This window comes from Saprospiraceae bacterium, assembly GCA_016717265.1.
GTDB lineage: Bacteria > Bacteroidota > Bacteroidia > Chitinophagales > Saprospiraceae > Vicinibacter.
Map to the genome: position 1 here is coordinate 1,842,330 of JADKFX010000001.1, position 21,247 is coordinate 1,863,576.

At 32.7% G+C, this 21,247-nt stretch carries 17 protein-coding genes and 2 pseudogenes; 11 read left to right on the forward strand and 8 right to left on the reverse strand.

Annotated features, from left to right (window positions below; all coding sequences use genetic code 11):
* Nucleotides 1–305 precede the first annotated feature (305 nt).
* The 4 genes from IPO86_07100 to IPO86_07115 all read right to left on the reverse strand — a co-directional run bounded on the left by IPO86_07100 (nt 306) and on the right by IPO86_07115 (nt 1,852).
* Nucleotides 306–626: a YceI family protein gene (locus IPO86_07100; GenBank protein ID MBK9727867.1), complete on the reverse strand. Its 321-nt coding sequence runs from the start codon at nt 624–626 to the stop codon at nt 306–308.
* Entirely contained in the window at nt 557–916 is a 360-nt protein-coding gene (locus IPO86_07105) for a YceI family protein (protein ID MBK9727868.1), read from the reverse strand. Before IPO86_07105 ends, IPO86_07100 begins: the two co-directional genes overlap by 70 nt.
* Nucleotides 917–951: 35 nt before the next feature.
* On the reverse strand, nt 952–1,458 hold the full coding sequence (locus tag IPO86_07110) for a TIGR00645 family protein (GenBank protein MBK9727869.1): 507 nt from the start codon (nt 1,456–1,458) through the stop codon (nt 952–954).
* Between the two features lie 79 nt (nt 1,459–1,537).
* Nucleotides 1,538–1,852, reverse strand: a complete 315-nt coding sequence (locus tag IPO86_07115) for a DUF3817 domain-containing protein (GenBank protein MBK9727870.1) — start codon at nt 1,850–1,852, stop codon at nt 1,538–1,540.
* A gap of 509 nt (nt 1,853–2,361) precedes the next feature.
* Here IPO86_07115 and IPO86_07120 point away from each other — a divergent pair.
* Nucleotides 2,362–3,336, forward strand: coding sequence for a hypothetical protein (locus IPO86_07120; protein ID MBK9727871.1), 975 nt, complete (start codon nt 2,362–2,364; stop codon nt 3,334–3,336).
* A gap of 228 nt (nt 3,337–3,564) precedes the next feature.
* Here the strand turns inward: IPO86_07120 and IPO86_07125 are convergent, their stop codons facing one another.
* Nucleotides 3,565–4,203, reverse strand: a complete 639-nt coding sequence (locus tag IPO86_07125) for a response regulator transcription factor (protein ID MBK9727872.1) — start codon at nt 4,201–4,203, stop codon at nt 3,565–3,567.
* 8 nt (nt 4,204–4,211) lie between these two features.
* The gene (locus IPO86_07130; protein ID MBK9727873.1) at nt 4,212–6,290 is read right to left on the reverse strand and encodes a hypothetical protein; all 2,079 of its coding nucleotides are present in this window, start codon (nt 6,288–6,290) and stop codon (nt 4,212–4,214) included.
* Between the two features lie 251 nt (nt 6,291–6,541).
* On the opposite strand from IPO86_07130, the pseudogene IPO86_07135 reads away from it, so the two are divergent.
* The 7 genes and pseudogenes from IPO86_07135 to IPO86_07165 all read left to right on the forward strand — a co-directional run bounded on the left by IPO86_07135 (nt 6,542) and on the right by IPO86_07165 (nt 15,945).
* A pseudogene (locus IPO86_07135) lies at nt 6,542–8,460 on the forward strand (sulfatase-like hydrolase/transferase).
* Between the two features lie 850 nt (nt 8,461–9,310).
* Complete coding sequence (locus IPO86_07140) at nt 9,311–9,511, forward strand: hypothetical protein (protein MBK9727874.1); 201 nt, start codon at nt 9,311–9,313, stop codon at nt 9,509–9,511.
* Nucleotides 9,508–10,461, forward strand: coding sequence for a hypothetical protein (locus IPO86_07145; protein ID MBK9727875.1), 954 nt, complete (start codon nt 9,508–9,510; stop codon nt 10,459–10,461). The genes IPO86_07140 and IPO86_07145 overlap by 4 nt, the downstream gene beginning before the upstream one ends.
* Nucleotides 10,440–12,056: a PKD domain-containing protein gene (locus tag IPO86_07150; GenBank protein ID MBK9727876.1), complete on the forward strand. Its 1,617-nt coding sequence runs from the start codon at nt 10,440–10,442 to the stop codon at nt 12,054–12,056. Before IPO86_07145 ends, IPO86_07150 begins: the two co-directional genes overlap by 22 nt.
* Nucleotides 12,007–12,372, forward strand: a complete 366-nt coding sequence (locus IPO86_07155; GenBank protein MBK9727877.1) for a hypothetical protein — start codon at nt 12,007–12,009, stop codon at nt 12,370–12,372. The genes IPO86_07150 and IPO86_07155 overlap by 50 nt, the downstream gene beginning before the upstream one ends.
* Nucleotides 12,373–12,703: 331 nt before the next feature.
* On the forward strand, nt 12,704–15,298 hold the full coding sequence (locus IPO86_07160; GenBank protein MBK9727878.1) for a PKD domain-containing protein: 2,595 nt from the start codon (nt 12,704–12,706) through the stop codon (nt 15,296–15,298).
* Nucleotides 15,299–15,408: 110 nt separating this feature from the next.
* The gene (locus tag IPO86_07165; GenBank protein MBK9727879.1) at nt 15,409–15,945 is read left to right on the forward strand and encodes a T9SS type A sorting domain-containing protein; all 537 of its coding nucleotides are present in this window, start codon (nt 15,409–15,411) and stop codon (nt 15,943–15,945) included.
* A 243-nt stretch (nt 15,946–16,188) separates the two neighbouring features.
* Here IPO86_07165 and IPO86_07170 read toward each other — a convergent pair whose 3' ends face one another.
* Together IPO86_07170 and IPO86_07175 are read right to left on the reverse strand one after the other, a co-directional pair.
* Nucleotides 16,189–17,265, reverse strand: a complete 1,077-nt coding sequence (locus IPO86_07170; GenBank protein MBK9727880.1) for a mannose-1-phosphate guanylyltransferase — start codon at nt 17,263–17,265, stop codon at nt 16,189–16,191.
* A 36-nt stretch (nt 17,266–17,301) separates the two neighbouring features.
* A complete protein-coding gene (locus tag IPO86_07175; protein MBK9727881.1) occupies nt 17,302–18,597 on the reverse strand; it encodes an aminotransferase class I/II-fold pyridoxal phosphate-dependent enzyme in 1,296 nt (431 codons plus the stop codon).
* Between the two features lie 94 nt (nt 18,598–18,691).
* On the opposite strand from IPO86_07175, the pseudogene IPO86_07180 reads away from it, so the two are divergent.
* From IPO86_07180 to IPO86_07190, 3 genes and pseudogenes are all read left to right on the forward strand, one after another.
* Nucleotides 18,692–19,424: pseudogene (locus IPO86_07180) on the forward strand (TIGR00730 family Rossman fold protein).
* A 111-nt stretch (nt 19,425–19,535) separates the two neighbouring features.
* Nucleotides 19,536–20,330, forward strand: a complete 795-nt coding sequence (locus IPO86_07185; GenBank protein ID MBK9727882.1) for a TonB family protein — start codon at nt 19,536–19,538, stop codon at nt 20,328–20,330.
* A 35-nt stretch (nt 20,331–20,365) separates the two neighbouring features.
* Complete coding sequence (locus tag IPO86_07190) at nt 20,366–21,247, forward strand: pyridoxal-phosphate dependent enzyme (GenBank protein MBK9727883.1); 882 nt, start codon at nt 20,366–20,368, stop codon at nt 21,245–21,247.

Genomic DNA, 21,247 nt, shown 5'->3' on the forward strand with positions numbered 1-21,247 from the left:
TAACCGATCCATTTTAATTAAAAGAAATCGCTCTAGAATAACAAATTCTAGAGCGATTTTTTTTTGTAAAAATAAGCAATCATTTAATTTTATGAGGAGCAATCGTTTTTTAATATAGACAATACCCAGTCAAAGTGAAAATTGTAATCAAATCAGGTTGTTGATGAATCACAAGCCCTGGAAGGGGCTTTCGCCTCGTGTAACGATCAAATTATTTATTCCTTAGTTATATTTTTATACCAATCAAATAATGGGTTAAAATAAAAATCTCCGGATGCATCACATTTGTAAATTCAATAAGTCGCTTATTTATTTGCTACAACATTAAATTTTAATGTAAATTCATCATATATCATTTTGTCTCCAATATCTGGAAAAAATGTTTTAGAGCGGTATTTAATATCAAATTTTGTGCGGTCTATCGTTGCTATTCCTAGACAAGAAAAGCGATTGCCCTGTAGTGTAAGCTTAGCACCAAATGAAATTTCATTTGTTTTATCCTTGATGGTAAGTAACCCTTTTATAGTATGTGTATTCGTTCCAACATTGGTTTCTTTTAAAGGGGTGACGGATGTAATGATAAATTGTGATTTTGGAAATAAGGCTGCATCAAAAAATTTGATGATTTAAGAAATGTTTCAAGTTTTGTTTTATTTGGCCCTGGTTCAAGGTCTTGACATTCTATGGATGTCATATCAAATTCAAAAACACCATGGATAGACCCATGATTGTTTTTTATTTCGCCACTTATAAATTTTATAGTGCCATTGTGTTTGCCTGTAATTTTTTCTCCAATCCATTCAAGTGAACTTTGATTGGCATCGACTTTATATACATCTGTATGTAATTTATTGGATAAAAATGAAAAAAAAGTGAGTATCCCAATAATTTCTGTAAATCCAAATATACGTTTCATCTTTTTTAATTTACAATTTATAAATGAAGTTTAATTTAGGCATGTTTCGCATGTAATATTTTTTCTGTAATGGCAAGGGCTAATGAAGATACAAGAAAAACTATATGGATAATTACTTGCCATTTTACATCTTCCGGATCTTTATTTTCAATATTGATAAATATTTGAAGTAGATGAATTCCAGATACCCCAACTAACGAACCTGCTAATTTTACTTTTAAAGTACCCGCATCTACTTTTTGCAACCATTCAGGTTTGTCAGTATGCTTGTCTATGTCTAAACGACTTACAAAGGTAGAATATCCACCAATAATTACCATAATAAGAAGGTTCGCCACCATCGTAATGTCTACTAAGGTGAGGACTCCCAACATTAAAGCGGTTTCTGTGATTTCCGTTATCGTAGTGCATAAATGAATTAATTCCACAATAAATTTATACGCATACAAAAAACCACCAATGATAAGTCCAGCATAAAGTGGAGCTTGCAACCAACGGCTGCCAAAAATGAGTTGTTCAAATATGGATTCTAGTTTGTTCATATAATATTTTTGTAAATACAAATATAGCTAACTACTTGTTCAATTTTATTTAGTTTTTAGAAAATAATTCTTGTCCAATTTAGACACGATCCATTTCTTTACTTAGAATTTTTCGATCTAAGATAAAAGGTCCAAATGGTAAAAGGGATGCAATAACAGCAATGCAAATTCTTTTTAAACCCCATTTATATTTTATTGAAACATCCAGTCCGGCGATCATGTATGCAATAAACAGAAATCCATGAATCCAACCGACAATTAATACAGCTTGAGGAAAATTCGAAAAATATTTTAATGGCATTGCAATAAATAACAAAAGCAAGTACGAAATACCTTCGCAAATTGCAATGATTCTAAAACGTCCTATCGAGCTTTGATAACTTGACTTATTCATTTGTAATTTTAATTGGGTGCTTAATTCTGGTTTTTAAATAAAATAGAGGAATTCATGCTTAAAATGCTGAGAAAACAGATGACAAATTTCATCTTGTGCAAATATAGGCATTTACAAATGAGCTGAAATAGTTATTATTTCCAGGATCGTCATTTAAACTATTTCATTCCATTTTGTGTTTCTTTCAGTTTTTTATAAATTATATAAAATTTGGAATTCAATAAGCTTTAAAGTTAAACAAGTAATATGGTTGCCTTGTATAATTATTAGTTGTTTAACTATAAAAATTTGGGATCTGTTTCGGGATTTGTATAAATCATTCTTAAAGTAAAGTTTATTAGGTTTCATTAGAATCCGAGTTTGATTTCATATTTAAATAGCATAAGCCAATTTTATAAAATATCTTTGCAAAATACGATTACACGAAGAGCATTTTATCCCTTTTACATATGGCCAAATCTAGTTTCCCTTGCGAATACATGCTTAAATATTTATTTTGGATTCTATTGATGCCAACTTTTTTGACTCATTTGAATTGTAAAGACTTAGTTGGAATTCAGAATCAGAGCACTACAAAAAGTGATAGTATACCAAATATTTTGAAAGTAATTCCTTTAGATACAGCTATTTATAGGAATAAAGTCGCATTTTTAAGTTCTCAGGATAGTTCCGGTAAATGGCCAGTTAAAGATCCCTATCCAATGCAAGGCGCTATCCTGCCATTTCAGCGCATCATAGCATTTTATGGCAATCTTTATTCTAAAAAAATGGGCATCCTGGCGGCATTGCCACCAAAGCAAATGCTTGAGAAATTAGATCTTCTTGTTAAGGAGTGGAGCCAGGTTGATTCTAGTTTTCCTGCTCGTCCTGCTTTACATTATATAGCGGTAACAGCGCAAACGGAAGGTGACAAGAAAAGATTGAGAATGCCATTTAAAGAAATCGATAAAATTCTAGATTTGGCAAAACAGATTGATGCTTTGGTTTTTCTGGACATTCAAGCGGGTTGGAGTACAATTCAAGAGGAACTTCCAAAACTTGAAAAATATTTTAAAATGCCACATGTGCATCTCGGAATTGATCCAGAATTTAAGATGAAACCAGAAGTTGTACCTGGAAGTGTTATTGGTACTATAGATGCAAAGGATATTAATGATGCTATCCATTACCTTGGAAAGCTTGTTAAAAATCATAATTTACCGCCTAAAATAATTGTTATACACCGCTTTACAAAAGAAATGCTTACAAATGCTTCCCAAATTAAGCTTAGTCCGGAAGTACAAATTATAATTCATATGGATGGATTCGGTCCAAAAGAAATAAAGCGAAATTCATATCAACGATATATTTTTGAAGAGCCTGTGCAATTTACGGGATTTAAAATATTTTATAAAAATGATACACGGCTTGATAAGAATGGCTTGTTTACGCCTCGTGAAATCTTAGAACTCATTCCAAAACCCATTTACATTCAATACCATTAAAGGACGCTAATAATTTTCAAATTATAGGGGCATATGGTTTTGATTTTTTAGCTAATGCAAGGTCAACTAAAGGGATTCATACGATCGAAGTTCAAGAAATTATATTGGCAATCGTTTAAGAAAATAGCTATTCATTTGATTCTTTCAACGCCAATCTTCCTGGTATTGAATATTCAAAACTTTAATGGGAGTTTTTAAAGAACTTGCAGGAACGCATTCTTAATTCAATTATTTTTTTAACATAAGTGCCCGCAATTTATGAATTGCAGAAGTTCTTGAATTCACATCCAGGCGCATGTATGCATTATTGATGTGGCGCTTCAAAGTATTTATAGAGATATATAATTCCTGGGTTATTTGTTGATTGGTTTTGCCAGAATAAATTAACTGAACTACTTCAAATTCACGATCAGATAGTGAACTTAAAAGATGCTTATTTATTTGAGAAAGCTCTAATATGGGTGCTTGATTATTTGCTTGGTTTGCAAAATTTGCGAGTGATATTTCTAAAGTTGTCAGAAGTGATTTTTCATGAAATGGTTTGACTAAATATCCAGATGGTTGAATTTGTTTTGCACGGTCCAATGATTGCTTATCAGAATAGGAGCTTAAAAATACAAAGGGAATTTTAATATTTTTAAAAATATAAGAACCTATATCAATCCCGTCTTGTTGACTTTCCAAATTAATATCAAGTAAAGCGATATCAGGCTTCGTTTCATTTAATAAACGCAAACCTTCATCATAATCATAAGCCATCCCAACAACTTCAAAATCGTTATTATTTAAATACATAGCCAGATTTTCTGCTATTAAGGGCTCGTCTTCTACGATTAATACTTTGACTTTGTAATTAATGGTTTCCATAGAAGATATTACTTTTTATTAATTAGAATTTGAACATTCGTACCGTGCTCATTTTCAATGATGAGTTTCGCTTTTAGCTTTTGAACAAATGCTCGAATCATTTTATAGCCAAATGATTTTATGGTAGAAACATCTATTCCAACAGGAATGCCAATACCATCATCAGAAACAGTTAAAATGAGTTGGTTTTGCCATTCTTTCAAAGATACAATGATGGATCCTTGTTTGGATTCAACAAAAGCATACTTTAAAGAATTGGTTACTAATTCATTTACAATCATTCCAATAGAAACGACGGTATCCATATGAAGGCGCAGAGGGGATATTTCAGTAATAATTTTAATATTTTCGGAATCCCGATGGTATGCAGTATATAAATGATCAATTAAATTTTGAATATAATTTGGCATATCAACCAAATTCATGCCTTCCCCTTCATATAAATTTTGATGGATAAAAGCCATGGATTGAACGCGATGTTTGCTTTCTCTTAACAAGTTGCTAATGTTTTTATCTGCGTGCGTTTGTGATTGTAAGTCCAATAAACTGGAGATTACCTGAAGATTATTTTTCACACGATGGTGTACTTCTTTATTAATAAATTCAAGATCTTTTGCTTGTTTTAGAATAATAGCATTTTTTTCCTTTTGATTTTTAAATAAATAAAATATTAGGGAAGCCAAAATTAATAAAACTAAAATACTAATCCAGAGCCATCTTTGTCTTTTTTGTTCACTTTGCAGGCTCTCTTTCTTGAACTCATTTTCATGAAGTAGCGCCAGACTTATAATTTTTTCTTTTTCGAGTTGTTCATGTTGGAACACTTTTTCTCTTGCATTCGCCTCGTTCAAGAGTATTTCTTGTTTTAAAGTTTGGTCTTTAAGCAGGTTTTCCCTTTTTAAACCTAGTTTTAATTGAATTTCTTGTTCAAGCTTTTCTTGTTTTAATTGATTTTGGATTTGTAAAATTGCAATCTCCCGATCTCTAATATTGAGTTCAGAATTTTGCCTGACATCTTCCGCTAATTCAATATTTTCTTTGCTATTATATGCAGTACCTATTTTATTAGTATGTTTTAAGAAAGAATATGCTTTCTCTATTTGCCCATTGGAAAAGTAAGCATCAGAAATATTAGATTTAATGTAATAATCTATATATGGAGTAAATCCTTTATTAGAAAATTCTTCCGCTTTATTATACCATATCATTGCAACAGAATCTCCTTCGGTGGTCATTTTATAATTTCCGATCAGTACATAGTGTCGCACTTTGTTAAATGGATTAGATGCAATTTTTATTAGAGAATCAAGGAGTTGAATATTTCTAACTGTTTTTTCCAAATCATTCTTTTTGAGAAAAACATTTGCTTCTTCTACAAGACTTTCAATTAATGCCGTAGGATTATTTAACTGTTTAGATAAATTTATAGATTGCATTACAAAATGTATTGCCGAGTCTAATTTTGCTTCTCCGATATAGAGCCTTGCTAATGCGAGGGCACAACTTTGCATGGCTTCTTTATTATTTAAATTAGACTGTAATTTTAAGGATCTCAAATAAAATTGTATAGCCCTATCGGATCTGTTTATTTTATCAAATATTTTTGCTAATTCCTCACTTGTTTTGGCTATCCATAGATCTTTATTCAGTCGTTTTGCTAAATCCATTGCACTCCTGTAGCTCACGGTTGATCTATAAAAATGGCCATTTTGAAATTCAATACTTCCAAGCAAACTATGAATTTCATATTGCAAATCAATTTTATCTTCTAGCGTTTTTTCCTTTAGAAGCAGATTCAATAATAGCCTGGCATCTTCATCCCGATTTACTTCCGTTAAAGCTTTTGCTCTATAATATTGACAAATTGTAAAATGATGTAATTTATTACAAGCAATATATTTGTTTGATAAGTCTTCTAAGCCAATACATGCAGAATCTGGATTTCGTTTTATATTCGTTTCAGCAAAAGAGATCAGTTCCTCTGTGCTAAAGTTTAAATACTTTGCCTGGCAAAATGCTTCTTCCAGCAAGATTACCAAACTTCCAATAAGTAGTAGTAAAACCTTATAGTATTTAAATTGGATCAATAATTTATAATTATGGATTCAAAGGTAGCCAGAAAGTACTATCTGAATATAACCCCTGCGGGTGATTTTTAGCTGGATTATATTCTAAGAGCTTCTTTTAACAGCAACTGATAATTTTGAAATAGCTTGGGTTTGTGCAACTAAATTAGGGTCCGACTAGAATTTTCAGATTTATGAATTTTCGTTCTGTAATGCAAACTAATAACAGGCGAAATACCGGGTTTTCTTTATAACTTGTAACTTTTAGCCTTATGTTGAATTTACCAGAGTTTGTTAAACAAAACCGTTTTAAGCATATATTCCTACTTATTCTAATCCTGTTAGGAATATCCACAGTTACACGATTGACATTGTTTGTGAGAAGTTGGGATCAGATAGATTGGTCCGTTTTAAATGTTTTAGAAATTTTCGGAATAGGTATGTTGTTTGACCTCGCAAATGCATTCTATTTTGTGATTCCTTTGTTCGTTTATATTTGGGTTTTACCACAACGAATGTATGCCTGGAAATGGCAGCATTTTATACTCTACGTTGGCTATTTTTTGAGTTTTTTGCTGATTTTAAATGCAGTTTCAGAATGGTTTTTTTGGGACGAATTTAATTCTAGGTATAATTTTATTGCTGTTGATTATTTGATATACACGAATGAGGTTATTGAAAATATAAAACAATCTTATCCAATTGCTTGGATTTTAGCGGCGGTAGCTTTCTGCTCTTTGGTTTTAGTATATTTTGTTAAACGCACTATTAAGGATAGAGAAATCGTCGCTTTGAATTTCACGAAGCGAACTAAATGGTTTTTAGGATTCCTTGGGATCATTGTATTGAATTATTTTTTATCGATAAGAAATGGCATACAATGAGTGGAAATGAATTTAATAATGAGTTGGCTGGAAATGGAATGTATGAGTTGTTTGCAGCATATCGCAACAATGAACTGGATTATGAAAAGTTCTATAAACTTATTGATAATACTACTGCCTTTACACAGCTGCATGAATTGTTAGCTACAACAGGCTCTGATTTCATTTCTAATGATTTGTATTCTGTGGAGCGAAAAATTACAAATAGTGGTCAGGAGCTAAAGAAAAATGTGGTATTAATTAGTGTAGAAAGTTTAAGTGCTGATTTTATGAATTCATTTGGAAATACAAAAGGGATTACCCCATTTTTGGATTCTTTGGCAAACGAAAGTTTGTTTTTTACAAACCTATATGCAACAGGAACCCGAACGGTTAGGGGTCTTGAAGCACTTTCATTAAGTGTTCCACCTTCTCCAGGTCAATCTATTGTGCGGAGACCTAATAATGAAAATTTGTTTTCTATTGGAAAAATATTTTCAGATAAAGCTTATGATTGTAAATATATTTATGGTGGGTATAGTTATTTTGATAATATGAATTATTATTTTTCTAATAATCATTATGAAGTTGTAGATAGAATGAAATTAAAGGACTCTGAAGTAGATTATGAAAATGTTTGGGGAGTAGCGGATGAAAATTTGTTTTCATTGTCTTTAAGAGAAATAGAAAAATCAGTAACCAATGGAAAGCTATTTTTTACACATATTATGACCACTTCAAACCATCGTCCATATACATATCCTGAAGGAAGAATTGATATTCCTTCACATACCGGACGGGACGGCGCTGTAAAATATACGGATTATAGTATCGCGAAATTTATACACGAAGCTTCCAGGACAAATTGGTTTTCAAATACCTTGTTTATAATTGTTGCAGATCATTGTGCTTCGAGTGCAGGTAAATCCGAACTGCCGATAGAAAAATACCATATTCCAATGTTGATCTATGCTCCAGGGTTTATTGCCCCCCGAAAAGTGGATCGCCTGATGAGCCAAATTGATATTTGTCCTACTGTTTTGGGTTTATTAAATCTTAGTTATACGAGTAGTTTTTTTGGTTTTGATATTTTTAAAATGGATAGTTTACATGATCGGGCTTTTATCAGTACCTACCAAAAATTAGGGTACCTTAAAAATCATAAGTTGGTCATTTTGTCACCAAAACAAAAAGTCGAAACTTTTATTGTTACGGCTGATCATAAACAAATTAAAACAGAAGATGATAAAGTACTTGATCAAGAAGCCATAAGTTGGTATCAAAGTTCAAGTTTATTATTTAAAACAGGAAAATTAAAGAGCAGATAGAATTTTAGTTTTCAATCATTAAGCAGTGGTACTAGAAATTGGCATAGTTCGGATGATTTTTTAATCTAAAGGATCATATTCGAAATGGTCGAAATTATCATTCTATGTCGATTTGGTGAGCTTAGGCTTCAAATTTGTTTTACTGTTTTTAAAGTAGATTATGCCATTTCAAGCCAACCGAATTTAAAATAAATTAAGCTTAATTTTCAGATTTATGGAGCACCCAAATGAAAGCTTATAAAGAACCTAATCCAGATCCATCAGAAGCAAGTATTGTTTTCAAATATCAAAGGGAGTACGCACAATTATGGATCCTATAATTCTTAAATGGTTGGTTCACATATCCTTTAAAATGAACGTTTGTTGAATGATTTATGGATCGTTAAATAATATAGTTCTTTATTAAAAACAAAACTTTTAAGAGCTTGTTTCTAAAGTAGTCTTGAGTTTAGGTAGATTGGATTTCAAATTGGTATGAAATTTAGATCTAATTATGTATTAAATTTGTCTTTGGATGGAACCCTAATTTTTCGGATTTATTAAACCTAATTGTTTTGATAAAAAAGTGTTTTAGTCCACTATTGCCAAATTAAATATTTATTACATTAATATAAATTAGATAAAACCAAATTAAATTTTTAAATTGCAAAAATACTTAGGTTTTGTACATTTTATTCGGAGGGCTAATTACTTTCTTTAATATTTAGGGAAATGATTATGATATGTTAAAATTTGCCAACCTATCCATATTTTTTGCTAATTTTTCGCGGAATTTATTAAAAACTGATAACATGAAAAAATAGTACTCTTAATTTTAGCTATTACCAATATTGCTTATTCTCAAACTGTTTTGTTAAAGCCTTTTGAAACCAAGGTTGCAAAAGCTACCGATGAACATCTAAAAAATTACAATTTATTACAATTGAATGTAAAATCTTTGATCAATCAAATAGATGCAATCAAGGGTAATGTAAAAGAATTTGTATTGCGCACTCCTGAAAAATCATGGAATTTGCAATTGTTTGAATATACCCTTGTTGCACCAGGATGAAACGTGTAAAAGGAGATCCATTAAAGCCAACTCATTTACCTGAGCGAAAGGATTTTAGATCTTTTAATGGAACTATAAAAGGCACAAAATCTATGGTATCTATGTCGATTGCTGATGGTTTTTTTAAAATTATGATTGACGATGGTAAGGATCGTTATTTTATAGAGCCCTTGGATAATTTAAGTCTAACTTCAGATTTACCAGCGAGTCAACAATTTCTATTGTATAAATCTGCTGATGTAGTACCTACTCAAGGTATAAGTTGTGGAGCGGAAATGGTAAATAAGAGTCTGCATAATGAACATGAAAGAATTCAAAAAGAAATAAATTCACGCGCCCGCCCTTGCAAAAAATGTGTTGAAGTAAAAATTGCACTTGCTGCCGATTATTCCATGTTTTTAAAATACGGAAGTGTAGCTGCTGCAGAAAATCAAATGTTGTCAGTTTTAGGAGATGTTCAAACTGTTTTTGATAATGAATTTGAACACGAATATGTTTATGAAGTCACAGGATTATGGGTTTCGGACGATTTTGCAAGAGACCCATGGGCGATGACTCGGGACATTGCAACACAGTTGACGGAGTTCGCAAATATCGCTCCTACCATTTTTGCAACCTCCCAATACAATGTTGCTACTTTATGGACTTCTAAATTTACAACGGGAGTTATAGGGATTGCATATTTGGCTACTGTCTGTATGAATGATCGATATAATGTTTGCAGTGACTATCTACCAGCAGGTGGAAAACAAGCCGATTATTTAACATTGCAAGCCCATGAATTAGGTCATAACTGGAGTATGATCCACGACGCAGGAATTGCATCTACGATTATGGCACCAACAATTAATGGAAGTAGCATCTGGTCCACATTATCAACTAGTTATTTAAATAATTATGTTAACTTTCAACATCTGATTGAAAGTCAATGCCTACAGATTTGTGCTTAGGTTCTGACGCACCAGTTCCTGATTTTATTGCAGATGTTACCTATGGTTGCCAGCCCGTGACCGTAAAATTTAAAGATTTATCGCTAAACGCGTCTACCTGGAAATGGTCTTTCCCTGGCGGTACTCCGGCATCTTCTTCTATTCAAAATCCAATCGTAATTTATCGGACTCCCGGAATTTATGAAGTGAGTCTGGAAGCAGGGAATAGTCGTTGTGAAGTGTTGGCAACTAAAATTAGTTATATTGAAATTAATGATGTGCCTGTTGCAAGTTTTTCTTACGGAAATCAAGGCAGGGAGGTGTTTTTTATAGATCAGTCTTTACGCGCTGATGAATACTTCTGGAAATTTGGTGATGGAGAAACTAGTGAAGAGGCTAATCCATACCATGAATATGAAACCGATAGCACCTTTGAGGTTACCCTCACTGTTAAAAATGATTGTGGAGTTCACACCATTAAAAAGAAGATATCTATAGTTAGTATTCCTACAGCCGATTTTGATTCAGACACAATAGGTGGTTGTGCTCCGCGAATTATTAAGTTCTTTGATCAATCCACCAAAAATGTAAAAACCTGGCAGTGGGAATTTGTCGGTGGGGTTCCAAGCGTTTCTACACAGAAGAATCCAATTGTTCGGTATGACAATCCTGGAGTTTATGATGTTAGATTAACGGTTTATGCTTCTCGATTTAATCATTCTATAACCAAGAAAGTATATATCACAATTGATAGTTTGCCAGATGCTGAATTTACAAATAGTGAAACGCAAGGTCAAGTTGATTTTACAAATCAATCCAGATATGCAAAATCACATTTTTGGAATTTTGGAGATAATACCACCAGTACTCAGGCAAATCCAAGTCACAAATATCTGGAAGGAAGATACGAGGTTTTATATATCGTTAGTAATGCCTGTGGTAATGACACTGCAAGAACTACAATTACCATTGGAACAAAACCAATTGCAGGCTTTCAAGTAAACGAAGCAAGAGGTTGCGTTCCCTATCAGGTTCAATTTCAAAATACATCTACCGCGTCTGCTGTTTTTTACAAATGGTATTTCCCAGGAGGATCACCGAGTACGAGCACAGACCAAAATCCAGTAATCACCTATAATGCAGTTGGAAAGTATAATGTAAGCCTGGTAGCTTATAATAATTTTTATACTGATTCAGTCGCTAAAACTGATTTTATCGAAGTTAAAACAACACCGACTTCACTGTTTTCTAATTCAATTAGTGGATTTAAATCAACCTTTGTGAATCAAGGTGTTGGTGGAACCAATTTCTTTTGGGACTTTGGTGATACGAAAGGAAGTTTTGAATTGAATCCAGTTCATGATTATAATGTAGAAGGTGAATTTGATGTTCGCCTGATCGTTCAAAATGAATGTGGTTTAGATACATTCGATAAACATATTGCAGTGTATTTGGTGCCTAAAGTAAATTATACCGCAGATACTATCAAAGGTTGTGCGCCATTGACAGTGAATTTTAAAGATAAATCTTCTATTGATGTTATTGAATGGGATTGGCTTTTTGAAAATGGAACGCCAACAACATCTAATGTTAAAAAATCCAGTAGTCGTTTTTAATAAGAAAGGAAAATATACTGTGAAACTTACAGTTAAAAATACAAATGGTACCAATGCATTGACAAAGACTCAGTATATTCAAGTGTTGTCTCCTGTTTTATGTCCGGAGCATACAAAAACTAGTCGTTTTAATATTTCAGACTTACCTTTTGGCGGAGGTTTTAAAAACAGAGCAGATGACTTTGAATATGAACTACCAATAGTATTTCCGAATCCAGCAAAGGAATATATTTTAGTTGCTACGGATGCAAGCCAAATGAAACCAATTAATATAGATGTATTTGACCTTTCAGGAAAAAATTGTCAAGTCATTTAAGTAAAGAACAACTGTTTAAAATCCAAACAGAACAACTTAAATCTGGAACCTATTATATTCGAATGAATGATGGAACAAATTCTAACATCAATAAATTTGTAATTTCAGAATAATGATCCTTTGGATAAATATAAAAAAAGGTGTTGTGAATAATTCGCAGCACCTTTTTTTTGTTGAAATTTAATTGTAAATTGCATCCCCACATTTTGTATGAATTCATCAATAACTAATTATTAGATACACACTTGAACATATTTAATTTAAAACAACAATAAGCAAACAGTATGTAAAATATTGTTTTTAAAATATATTAAAATAAACAAATTAGAACATGAAACAAATATTACTATTTTTAATCGCTTCTATTAACATAGCGATCTCACAAAGTATTGTACTTAAGCCATTTGAAACCAAAATGTCTAAGGGAACAGATGAGCATCTAAAAGAATTCAAAGTATTGCAATTAGACGTAAAGGTCCTGGCTGATAAAATTGATGGTATAAAAGGGAATGTAAAGGAATTTATTTTGCGTACTCCAGAAAAAACCTGGCAGCTTCAATTATTTGAGTATAATTTGTTATCACCAGATATGGTGCGAGCTACCGGTGGTTTAAGCGATCTTAAAATATTAAATAAGCGAACAGATTTTAGAACCTTTAACGGTACCATAAAAGGCCAAAATTCTATGGTGTCAATGAGTATTGCGGATGGTTTTTTTAGTATCATGATTGATGATCGCAAGGATCGTTATTTCATTGAGCCTTTAGATTTTGAAAGTTTGTCAAATGCTATGCCTTCCGAACAACAATATCTTATGTATAAAACATCCGATCTGATTCCTGCAAAAGGTATTTTATGTGGAGCTGATTTGGTAAATAGAGCGGTCAACGAGAATTTGGAAAAATTACAAAAAGAATCACTTGCCAGAGCAAAACCATGTAAAATTTGTGCAGAAGTAAAAATATGTCTTGCAGCAGATTATCCAATGTATAGAAAGTATGGAGGCAGTGTTAATCAAACTGAAAATCAAATGTTGAACATATTAGCCGATGTGCAAACAGTTTATGATGATGAATTTGAAAATGAATACCAATATGTAGTAACAGGGACATTCATTCCAGAGGAACAAGCTAAAGATCCCTTTAATGGAATGAATGACATTAATGCAATGTTAAATCGTTTTCGAGATATTGCAGAAACCTCTATGTTTGCAAATTCGCAACATAATGTTGCTACTTTATGGACTTCTAAATTTGGCCCTACAGGTACTGTAGGTACTGCCTTTCAGGCATCCGTATGTTTAAATGACAGATATAATGTTTGCAGTGATTATTGGGGTCCGGGCGGAAGACAAGGTGATTATCTGACATTGCAAGCCCATATGTTAGGACATAACTGGAGCATGATTCATGATGCAGGTATTTCGCCGACAATAATGGCTCCCGGACTTCCAAATGGAAGTACAGCTTGGTCAGGCCTTGCTATCGCATCCTTAAATAGTTACGCACGGACAGAAAAATTGATTGAAAGTGGTTGTTTGCCAATTTGTCCAAACTCTTCAGCTCCAGTTCCCGATTTTTCAGCTGACATCACATACGGTTGTCAACCCGTGACAGTAAAATTTAAAGATTTGTCAATAAATACAACTAAATGGAAATGGAGTTTTCCAGGAGGTACACCAGATACATCGACACAAAAAAATCCAGTGATAGTGTACAAAACTGCTGGAACCTATAACGTTACTTTGGAAGCAGGCAGTAACCGATGTGAAGTAGAACTTACTAAGGTAGGATTTATTGAAATCAATGATGTTCCAGTTGCGGATTTTTCATATGGTTTGCAAGGACGAGAAATATTTTTTATCGACCAATCATTAAGAGCAGATGAATATTCCTGGAAATTTGGAGATGGTGAATTTAGTGAGGAGTCGAATCCTTTCCATGAATTTCCAACGGATTCTACATTTGAAGTTACCCTTACTGTCAGAAATGATTGTGGTGTACATACAATTAAAAAATTGATAAATGTAGTAAGTGTTCCTACTGCAGAATTTGATTCCGATACGATCGGTGGTTGTGCTCCTGGAATTATTAAGTTTTTTGATCAATCCACCAGAAATGTTAAAAACTGGCAATGGGAATTTGTCGGTGGTGTGCCAAGTGTTTCAACGCAGAAAAATCCGGTTGTAAAGTATAATTTACCAGGTGTTTATGATGTAAGACTGACTGTTTATGGTTCAAGATTTAATCATTCTATTACCAAAAAGGCATATATAACAATTGATAGTTTACCTGTTGCCCAATTTGCAAATAGTATCGATGTAGGAAAAGTTGACTTCACAAATCAATCCCGATATGCTAAATCACATGTTTGGATTTTTGGTGATAACACTACAAGTACGGATCCAAATCCAAGTCATAATTATACAGAAGGAACTTATGAAGTTAAATATGTTGCGATTAATGGTTGTGGTACAGATACTGCGGTAACTACCTTAATAATCGGTGTAAAACCAACAGCTTCATTTAGCGTTGGAAATCCTAAAGGATGCGCACCTTATAAAGTGCAATTTCAAAATGCGTCTGTTGCAGCAACCAATTATCAATGGTATTTTCCAGGTGGGTCACCTTCTACAAGTACGGATCCAAATCCATTAATAAGTTATAACAATGCGGGAAAATTTAATGTCAGCCTGGTAGCATCTAATGTATTTTACAAAGATTCTATCGGAAAGCAGGATTTTATTGATGTGAATACGATACCAAATGCAGGATTTACAAATTCTATTGCTGGTTTTAAATCGACCTTCACGAATCAATCAACAGGCGGATTAAATTATTTATGGGATTTTGGTGATGGCAAACCAAGTTTTGAAAAAATCCAATACATGATTATGGGGTTGAAGGTGAATTTAATGTTCGGTTAATTGTTCAAAACGAATGTGGATTAGACACCTTTAAAAAACAAGTCGCCGTATATTTAGTACCTAAAGTAAATTTTGTTGTAGATACAATTAAAGGTTGTGCACCTTTGACTGTGAATTTTAACGATAAGTCTTCGGTAGATGTTATTGAATGGGATTGGCTTTTTGAAAATGGTAATCCAACAACTTCAAAGCTTAAAAATCCAGTGGTTGTCTTTAATAAAAAGGGGAAATATACAGTAAAGTTAACCGTAAAGAATACGAATGGTACGAATGCATTAACGAAGACTCAGTATATACAAGTATTGTCTCCAGTTTTATGTCCGGAGCATACAAAAACAGGTCGTTTTAATATTTCAGACTTACCTTTTGGCGGAGGTTTAGAAAATAGGTCAGATGACTTTGAATATGAACTCCCGATAATATTTCCGAATCCGGCAAAGGATTATATTTTAGTTTATACAAATGCGAGTCGTGAAAACCCAGTTTCAATAGATATGTTTGATCTTTCAGGTAGAAAAATGACAACGCACCAAAGTTTAGATCAAGTATACCGTATTCAAACAAATCATATTCAAGCTGGCACCTATTATCTTAAAATTAATAATGGAAAAAATGCGATCGTTACAAAATTTGTAATTGCAAATTAGCGATCAATAAAATATTTTTTAGAATACAAATTGCAAATTAAGAATGCTGATAAATTGAGTTTTGTCAGCATTCTTTTTTATTAGAAGTTAATGTGTGAACTTAGTAAAAATTTAAAATTAGATTTCATAAATACATGGAAGTATTTGTAATTTAAGTATTCAATTCATTTCATTGAACGCAAGTAGTCTAAATTCTATTTTTGGTCTGTATTTTAAACAAGCAATATGAAAACTTATAAATGATTAGCTTAAAGTAGGACCGAATGATTCCTGGACTTTACTAACAATTTGTTTAATTGCCTGTTCTTCAGATTTATGACAAATCAATAATACATCTTCGGTATTAATAATGATTAAGTCCTCCACACCATGTAAAGCAATTAATTTTTGTTGTTCATCGTGAATCATACAAGATTTGGTTTGGCTTAAGAGAAGCTTTGTATTGGTACTTGCATTTTCATTCAAATCATGTGGTAAAAGTTCATATAATGATCCCCAGGTTCCTAAATCACTCCATCCAAAATCTACAGTTTTCACGACAACAGATTTGGATTTTTCCATTACAGCGATATCAATGGAATCTGATTTGCAATTTTGATAGATAGAAATAATATCAGAAGGATTCGTATAGGAATTAAATGCTTTAAATAAATCTGGAGCGTAGATTTCAAGGGAATGTAAGATGGTATTAGTCTTCCATAAAAACATACCAGAGTTCCATACATAATTTCCACTTTGCAAATATGATAATGCAGTGTTATGATCAGGTTTTTCTACAAATTTATGTACCTGATAAATATCTTCGGCAAGGACTTGGCTTGAATCAAAATTAATATAGCCGTAACCTGTATCAGGTCTGGAGGCTTGAATTCCAAAAGTCAATAAGTTTTCTGGATTCTTTGAAATAAAATCAAAACTATCACTAACATCTTTTACAAACATGGACTCATTTAAAATTAAATGATCGGAAGGTGCAATAAATAATATTGAGTTTGGATCTCTTCTGGAAATTTCAAGTGCAGCAAATAGAATACAGGGTGCAGTATTTTTCCGCTGGGGCTCTAATAAGATGTTGTTTGTTTGAAGTAAAGGTAATTGCTCTTTAATTAAATCTTGATAATCCGCATGACTTACTACCCAAATATTTTCTGGATGTATAATTTTAATCAATCGCTCATAGGTCAATTGAATTAAAGTTTTACCAGTTCCTAAGATATCTAAAAATTGTTTCGGTTTTTGATTTCTACTGAGCGGCCAGAATCTACTTCCAACTCCACCTGCCATAATAATTGCATGATAATTAGGATGCTTATTTTCCATCTAAATTTTAATTAAAAACTAAAAAAGAATTGTTGATTATACTTCCATTAATTGATCCATGCCAGATTTCAAAGCATTTACAATTTCAGCAATTTCAAGTTTTTTTAATGTGCCAACAGATATTCGATACCATTCAGAATCTTCCGATGCACCGAAAGCCTTAAAAGGAACAATTCCTACTTTACAAACATTCAATATATAATCAGTTACCTGAATTTGATTTTGTAAAATTCTGCCATCCTTTGTTTTTTTATTTTTCCAGGGACATTTAACAGTCAAATAAATAGCAGCTTGTGGATGGATGATATCAATTGGATATCCAAGGTGTTTGAGATTTAAGATCCCGTCATATAAACCTGTTAATCGGGTATGAATTTCGGGTTTGAACCAATCCAAATAGGATTGTACCTCTTGTTGATCTTTTATAAACCAGGCAGTAGCCATTTGTTCTGCTTTAGGAGCCCAGGCTCCAATATGAGACAGAATTGCCCGCATCTGATCCATTATTTTTCGAGGTCCAAATGACCATCCGACCCGAATACCGGTAGCTGCATATACTTTTGAAAGTCCATCGACATAAATTACATAATCTCTTAATTCAGGAATTAAACTAACAGGATCGAAATGTTTTGTATCACCAAAACTTAATTCCCAATAAATTTGATCATACATGATATACAGTGGCTTTTGAATGCCTTTTCTTCGGATGTTTTCTGTCAACACAAGCTTGCAGATATCCCGAAGTGTGTCTTCTGTAAACACAGTACCTGTCGGATTTTGTGGGGAGCATAAAGCGATGAGTGTAGCTTTTTGTATATGGGGTTCAAAATCGGCAGCAGTTGGCATAAAATTTTGATCGGCATTCACTTCAAGCGCAATCCCATTCGCTTCGCATAAATGACAATAATGATTATTGTTCCAGGATGGAACTGGATATAATACAGTATCACCCCGATCTAGAAGTGTTTTGTAAATAGCATATATTAAAGGCCTTGCACCACCAGAAATTAGGATTTCATCAGCACTATAGTGAAGCCCAAGTTTTTCATTTATTTGCGTTGAAAGTACCTGTCTTAAATCTACCATTCCATTGGCAGCAGGATAATTGGTATGCCCTTCCTGATATGCTTTAATGATAAATTTTTCCAATCCTTTTGGTATTGGAAAAATGCTTGGATTAAAGTCGCCAATTGTCAAGTTGAAAATATGTTCTCCAGCTTGAATCTTGTGATTCACTTCGGCAGCCAGTTTAATGATTTCTGATGGGATCAAGGTTTCGGCCATATGAGAAGAAATTCTGAAGGCTGAGGGGGTAGTTTCATTCAGCGGCATAGGCCTGTGGGTTTTTACTGTTGCTGCAAATTATTAAAAAATAGAGATATCACTTGAATTTTTTTAATCTTGCGGTTTATTTGATCGAGAAGCTATGGAGAATATTAAGAACATTAGAAATATTCAATATCTAAATGGCCCTATGAGCCGGTTTGCAGAATTGCGTTTTGTTTGGGATGTATTTTGGGATTTGTTTTTAGGAATCCGGAAATTATATTTTACCGGACCTTGCGTAACTATATTTGGTTCGGCTCGTTTTCAGGAAGATCATCGTTATTATAAAATTGCAGAAACTATTGGGGCAGAAGTCGCTAGTTTGGGTTTTACCATTATGACCGGGGGCGGGCCAGGAATTATGGAAGCAGCAAATAAAGGTGCAAAATCGGTAGGCGGAAGAAGTGTCGGTTGTAACATCACCTTGCCTAATGAGCAACAACCCAATAAATATCTTGATTATTGGGTAAACATGAAGTATTTTTTTAACCGAAAAACACTCCTGATTAAATATTCTTATGCTTTTATAGTCTTGCCAGGTGGATTTGGTACTATGGATGAATTTTTTGAATCTATGACTTTAATTCAAACTTAAGTTGGTTCATTTTCCAGTCGTTATTTATGGCACAGAATATCATAAAGAACTCTTAGAATTTCTTGATAAAATGGAGCTGGAAAAAACAATTTCACCAATTGATCGGAGTTTGTTTTTAGTTTCAGATGATATTCCCCAAATCTTAGAACATATTAAAAATAATTATAATATAAAGAGGGTATTGCAGCCATTTAATATAGCCCAACCGATCACATGGCTTTTTGAAAAAGACAGCTAATTTTAATTTTTTTTATGTTAATTTCATTTCAACTAAAGTGATACAGATACTAATTATATGAAATTTTCATTATAGGAAAGTAATATTGTATTTAATCAATTCACAGTTCCATTGTTAGGTATTTTATATCGATTTTTTAAGAATTCAGTTTCTGATTGGAATAATATGGTGTTTTCTAATCGAAATCGCGCATATGGTGCTTATCAACTTAGGCTATTTTATAATAGGAATATGACCATTGGATTAATATTGTCCTTAATTATATTTCTTGCTTGTTTGATTATTCCTTCAATCCATTGGAATTTTACAAAGGAATCTGAAATGATTACGGAAGTCTTTTTAGAAAATCCTCCGGATATCGTGTTGCCAAAATTGAACACCAAAATGAGTTCAAAGCAAGTCCCAGAGAGCCCTGAAAAAAATCCTGAAAAGAAACCACCAGAATTGAAAAAAAGTGAAATTAAAAAAGTAGTTAAAGAAGAGATCCCAAAAAATGAAATAAATACAATGAATAAGGATTTAGATTCAATACAACAGAAGGATCCTAACAAAGTAAATAATAATGCGCAAATTGCAAATGAATCAGAGGTGACCTTCGATTTTGTAGATGTAATGCCTCAATATCCTGGAGGTTCATCTAATTTATCCAGATTTATTTCTTCAAAACTAGTCTATCCAAATACCGCATTTCAGAACAAAGTTGAAGGGGTAGTTGTAGTAGGCTTTGTAATAGACAAGGAAGGAAATGTTAGAAATCCAAAAATCTTAAAATCACTCTATCCATCTTGTGATGAAGAAGCACTTCGGGTAATAAGACTCATTCCAATTTGGATTCCCGCTAAAAATAATAACCGGAATGTTAGTTTTAATTTTAAAATGCCGATTGAATTTAAATTAAATCGTTAAAGTGTTATGCTATTTTTATTAAAGCGATTCAGTGTGTGAGAATTTCGGAGGAAAAATATCAGCAGCTTAAACGAGAATTGAATCTGCCATCAGATTTGCAATCCATATTTATTGAAGAAATTAAGCAGGAGCTTATTTTTAAAAGAGATGATTTGATAAATCCAATAGTCTGTGGAAATAAATGGAGAAAATTAAGCAACCATTTGAATTTTTTTCAGAGTTCAGATAAGCAAGAATTGATTAGTATGGGAGGTGCTTTTTCAAATCATCTGCATGCTTTAGCCTATGTTTGTTTTAAGTTAGAAATTCCTTGTACTTGCTTGATTTATGGATGGAACAATGATTTTGAAACACCCACTTTAAAGGATTGTCGAAACTGGAATGCTACATTAATTCCAATAAGTAGGGTAGAAGCGCAACAACTGAGATTGGATCCAAAGATTTTTCTAGAGGATAGATTTTCAAATGCATTATGGATTCCAGAAGGTGGAGGTGGGGAGATTGGTGTTCAGGGGATCGCAAATCTTGTATCAGAATTTCCAGTTGAATTTGACCGGCAGGAGAATTTAATAGTATGTGCTTGTGGCACAGGTACTACAATTAAAGGCTTGCTTACGTTTTCTGAAAATGTACACATTTTAAGTATGCAAGTAGTTAGAATGGCTCAGTATCCATGGATTCAGGATTCGAGAGTTAAAATGATAGATGCTAAGCTGAATCTGTCTTTCGGCAAAAAAGATGAATCTATATTGAAGTTTATGGATTTATTTTTTTTGAACTATGGTATAAGATTGGATCCTGTTTATACAGCACCTTTATTAATTTCTTTTTTTGAGCAAATAGATAAATATAAATACAAGAAAATTTATGTTTTGCATACAGGTGGATTGCAAGGGAGTAGAGCGTCTATAAAGTAA